This window comes from Nodosilinea sp. LEGE 07298 (assembly GCF_015207265.1).
In the GTDB taxonomy this organism is placed as follows: Bacteria; Cyanobacteriota; Cyanobacteriia; order Phormidesmidales; family Phormidesmidaceae; genus Nodosilinea.
The window spans coordinates 1-3541 of the sequence record NZ_JADEXE010000465.1 but is presented as its reverse complement, the minus strand read 5'-3'; the positions used below and the strand labels follow the sequence as shown (position 1 = coordinate 3541).

The 3541-nt window shown below is 60.3% G+C and carries 3 protein-coding genes; 2 read left to right on the top strand and 1 reads right to left on the bottom strand.

Annotation, left to right across the window (positions count from 1 at the left end):
• Positions 1 to 10 precede the first annotated feature (10 nt).
• Both IQ273_RS31785 and IQ273_RS31780 read left to right on the top strand, forming a co-directional pair.
• The gene (locus IQ273_RS31785; RefSeq protein ID WP_194027084.1) at positions 11 to 1399 is read left to right on the top strand and encodes an aldehyde dehydrogenase; all 1389 of its coding nucleotides are present in this window, start codon (positions 11 to 13) and stop codon (positions 1397 to 1399) included.
• A gap of 121 nt (positions 1400 to 1520) precedes the next feature.
• Positions 1521 to 2879 (top strand): 8-oxoguanine deaminase, encoded by a 1359-nt coding sequence (locus IQ273_RS31780; RefSeq protein WP_194027083.1) that lies wholly within the window; start codon positions 1521 to 1523, stop codon positions 2877 to 2879.
• 26 nt (positions 2880 to 2905) lie between these two features.
• On the opposite strand, the gene IQ273_RS31775 is transcribed toward IQ273_RS31780, so the two are convergent.
• A partial coding sequence (locus tag IQ273_RS31775) for a YwiC-like family protein (RefSeq protein WP_228054269.1) occupies positions 2906 to 3541 on the bottom strand: 636 nt, incomplete at its 5' end.

Genomic DNA, 3541 nt, shown 5'->3' with positions numbered 1-3541 from the left:
GAGGTTAACCATGACTACCCTTGCCGCCCCCGCCACCGTTGCCGAGTTGCTACGCCGTCAGCGCGCCTACTGGGCTACCGGAGCCACCCGAAGCCTTGACTTTCGCCTCGATCGGCTGAAAGCGCTGCAGGCGGCGATCGTCAAGTACCAGGCCGAAATTATTGATGCGGCGAAGCAAGATTTGGGCCGTCCTGAGTTTGAGGGCTACATTGAAGTCGCGGTTATTGGCGAGCTTGACTATGTGATTAAGCACCTGCGCCGCTGGGCTAAACCGCGCAAAGCCTCCATTCCCCTCAGCCAGATGCCTGGTTCGGCCTGGGTGCAGCCCGAGCCCCTCGGGGTAGCTCTAATTATCGGCCCGTGGAACTATCCGTTTCAGCTGATTATTTCGCCGCTGATGGGGGCGATCGCGGCGGGCAACTGCGCTATGCTCAAACCCTCAGAGCTGGCTCCGGCCACCTCCTCTGTGCTGGCTCGGCTGATAGAAGAAACCTTTGACCCCGCCCACGTAGCCCTGGTCGAAGGCGGCGTAGATACCGCCCAGGCCCTACTGGCCGAAAAATTTGACCACATCTTTTATACCGGTGGCGAACGGGTAGGCAAAATTGTCATGCAGGCGGCGGCGCAGCACCTGACCCCGGTGACCCTGGAACTGGGCGGTAAAAGCCCCTGCATCATCGATGCTGATGTGAATATGGATGTAGCGGCTCGACGCATTGTCTGGGGCAAGTGTCTCAATGCGGGCCAAACCTGCGTGGCCCCCGACTACCTGCTGGTTGACGAGCGCATCAAAGCCGAGTTGGTGGCAGCGCTCCAGCAGCGCATTAAGGATTGCTACGGCGAGAACCCCGCCCAGAGCCCCGACTATTCGCGGGTCGTAAACGAGCGCCAGTTTGACCGCCTAGTAGGCCTGCTGGGCCAGGGCACCATTTTGGCGGGGGGCGACCACAATCGGGGCGATCGCTATATCGCCCCCACCCTGATGGATGACATCAGCTGGGATGCCCCGATCATGCAGGAGGAAATTTTTGGCCCCATTCTGCCGATTCTCACCTATCGGGATCTGGGGGATGCGATCGCCAACCTGAACCAGCGGCCCAAACCCCTGGCGCTGTACTTGTTTTCGCGCGATCGCCAGGTACAGGCGCAGGTGCTAGAGCAAACGACCGCTGGCTCGGTGTGCATCAACGACGTCATTTTGCAGATCACCGTGTGGGATATGCCCTTTGGCGGCGTGGGCAGCAGCGGCATAGGTGCCTACCACGGCCAGTACAGCTTCGACACCTTCTCCCACCTCAAAAGCGTGCTCAAAAAACCCTTCTGGCTCGATATGGACTGGCGCTACCCCCCCTACGAGAGCAAGGTAAAGCTGTTTCAAAAAATGATCGGGTTATCCTGACGGGCCTGCTTGACCTCAAGTAGGGCATCCACTCCGCTAATTTTGCATAAACGAAAACATTAGCGATAGGGCGCAACCTGATATAGTCCCAGGCGAATGATCGTCGCGGGGATGCCCCACTGTGTCAACTCTTCTAGTCAAAAACATCCACACCCTGGTCACGATGGATGACGAGCGGCGTGAGATTCGCTCTGGGGCGCTGTTTGTTCGTAACCATGTGATTGAGCAGGTGGGCACTACCGAAGAACTGCCCGCCGAGGCCGACCGAGTGCTGGATCTGGGCGATCGCCATCTCGTTCTCCCCGGCCTGGTTAACACCCACCACCACTTCTATCAAACCCTGACCCGCGTGGTGCCAGGAGCACAAAACTCAGCCCTGTTTAACTGGCTCAGTTCCCTCTACCCGCTGTGGCAAAAACTTACTCCCGAGGCCATTCGCCTCAGCGCCCAGGTGGCCGCCGCCGAGCTAATCTTTTCTGGCTGCACCACCGCCAGCGACCACCTCTATCTCTTCCCCAACGGCGCTACCCTCGATGACGAAATCGAGGCGGTGCAGCAGAGCGGGCTGCGGTTCCACGCCAGCCGGGGCAGCATGAGCGTCGGCGAAAGCAAAGGCGGTCTGCCTCCCGACTCCATCGTCGAGGCCGAAGCCGACATTCTCAAAGACTCTCAGCGGCTAATTGAGCAGTACCACGACAACGACCCCTACGCTATGGTGCGTATCACCCTCGCCCCCTGCTCGCCCTTCAGCGTCTCCACCGATCTAATGCGCGAGTCTGCTGCCCTAGCCCGGTCGTATTCTGGCGTGCGCCTGCACACTCACCTGGCCGAAAACAACTCCGACGTTACCTACAGTCTCGATACCTTTGGCCTCACCCCTGGCGACTACGCCGCCTCTGTCGGCTGGCTAGGCGAAGACGTGTGGCACGCCCACTGCGTCAAGCTCGACGACAGAGCTATCCACAGCTTTGGCCAGACGGGCACCGGGGTCGCCCACTGCCCCTGTAGCAACATGCGCCTGGCCAGCGGTATGGCCCCCATTCGCAAACTACTCGATCACCATGTGCCGGTGGGTCTGGGGGTGGATGGGTCGGCCTCTAACGACGGCAGCCACCTGCTGGCCGAGGCCCGTCAGGCCTTTTTGATGGCCCGCGTGCGCGAAGAAAACCCCGCCGCCCTGACCGCCCGCGAAGCCCTGGAGATCGCTACGCGCGGCGGGGCAAAGGTGCTGGGTCGCACCGATATTGGCTATCTGGCTCCCGGTATGGCGGCGGATTTTGTCACGGTAAATCTCGATCGCCTGGCCCTGTCGGGCACCGCCTACGACCCGGTGGCCGCGCTAATTTTCTGTATGGTCGATCGCGTTGACTACAGCTTCATCCACGGTAGAGAGGTGCTGAACCCCGAGGGCTTGCTGACGCTGGATCTGCCGGTGGTGCTGGAGAAACATGGGGCGGTGGCGCGATCGCTCGCTGCCTAGCCTCGCTGAAAGGTCTAATCTGGCCTTTAATTTAAGGAGAAGTCCAAGCGCACCGCCGACCCAGCCCAGACATGAGTCTCTAATTTCTTTACGGCCAAACTATCGAAGACCAGCCCGTTCATCATCCACAGGGCCAGGACGCGCCATGACATTTCGCCAGCAGTGGTGGCATAGGCCAGCGGTGCCGCCAGACAAACCGCAAAAAAGGTGATCAACTCATTGGCGATCGCCTTTTGCTGTCGCCGCCACACTAAGGCAACATCGATCGAAAGGGCGATGGCCACGGCTACGTACAACAGTAACAAGAGCAGTTTGGCCGGGTTGTGCTGGAGGAGCCAGAGGGCGATCGCCCCAGCCACTCCGCCGTACAGCCCAGCCCACAGCAGAAAGCGGGGTTTCCAGCTGCTCCGCTGCTTAACTTGTAGAACCAGGGGGTGTTCTGCCTGAAACGCACAAAGGGCGCAAAGCAAAGCCAGGCTGGTGGCCCAGGTCCACCGCTGGGCGGCGACGACCCCAGTCAAAAAGGAGACCAGTAGCATCACGTATACCCCGTGTTCTAGGGAAACCGTGGGGCGGTACCACCGCTGAGTGCGAGGGGTAGGCGACAGGGTAGGGGAGGCCATCGGGTTGAGGACAGGTGAGGAGGGTGGGAGGGTGAGTAG